Source organism: Mycoplasma phocimorsus (genome assembly GCF_030077875.1).
Taxonomy (GTDB): domain Bacteria; phylum Bacillota_I; class Bacilli_A; order Mycoplasmatales; family Metamycoplasmataceae; genus Mycoplasma_H; species Mycoplasma_H phocimorsus.
The window spans coordinates 1-839 of sequence record NZ_JASEJT010000011.1; the positions used below are offsets into that span (position 1 = coordinate 1).

Annotated in this window: 1 protein-coding gene; it reads right to left on the bottom strand. The window is 25.5% G+C overall.

Annotated features, from left to right (window positions below):
- Positions 1–740 (bottom strand): IS1634 family transposase (locus QMA87_RS03200; protein ID WP_430623765.1); only part of this gene is annotated, 740 nt, incomplete at its 3' end.
- Positions 741–839: the final 99 nt, after the last annotated feature.

Genomic DNA, 839 nt, shown 5'->3' on the forward strand with positions numbered 1-839 from the left:
GTGTTGCAATCGGCAGTGTTTCCTCTGAATACTTTTAGCATAATTGGTATTCCATTTTCATCAGTGGCCATACCAATTACAACTTGATCTTCTTTAAATTTTCCATCTTTTGAATAGCCCGGAACTCTCAATCCTTCTCTAACAAAACTTTCAAAATAAACAGTTGAAGAGTCATAGAAAATCAATTCAATATTTCTGTCAGTTTCTTGTGTAATTTTGTTATTAATTCCTTTAAAAATTGCATCTTGATTATCAGCTAAGATGTCTAAAAAATTATAAAAAGTTGTTTTCTGACATTCTATATTATTTTGATATTCATCTTTTTGTTCAAAACGTTTTAAGATGCTATTTTCGCTTAATATTTTTGAAGCTATCTGATATTCTAAAAGCGCTTCTAAATCTTTATGTTTAGTTTTAGGCAAGAGATTATAAATTCCAAGCTTTTTTATAACTTTGTAAATTACTTTAACCCCATCATTTACTCAAACAGTCTTTACTAAACCACTTTTTAAAAAATTACTCAATAAATATTCTTTAATTTCTTGCGGATCATTTGTTCAGTTGACATTTTTTATTAAATTTCTCAAAACTACAAGATAATCTTTATTCTGCTTTTCTAATTTTTCATAATTACCAAGTGAAACAATTTTTTTATAACCATTTTTTCCTTTATTTCTTTGAATTACAAAAGTATATTTGCCTTGTGCGTTAGTGCAGTTTAATATATTAAATTTAGACATACTTAAATTATAGCATACAATGTATATTTAAAAAATAAAAAAAGGATATATTTATATATCCTTACTAAAAATATATGGCTTTAACTTGGAAACTCAGGA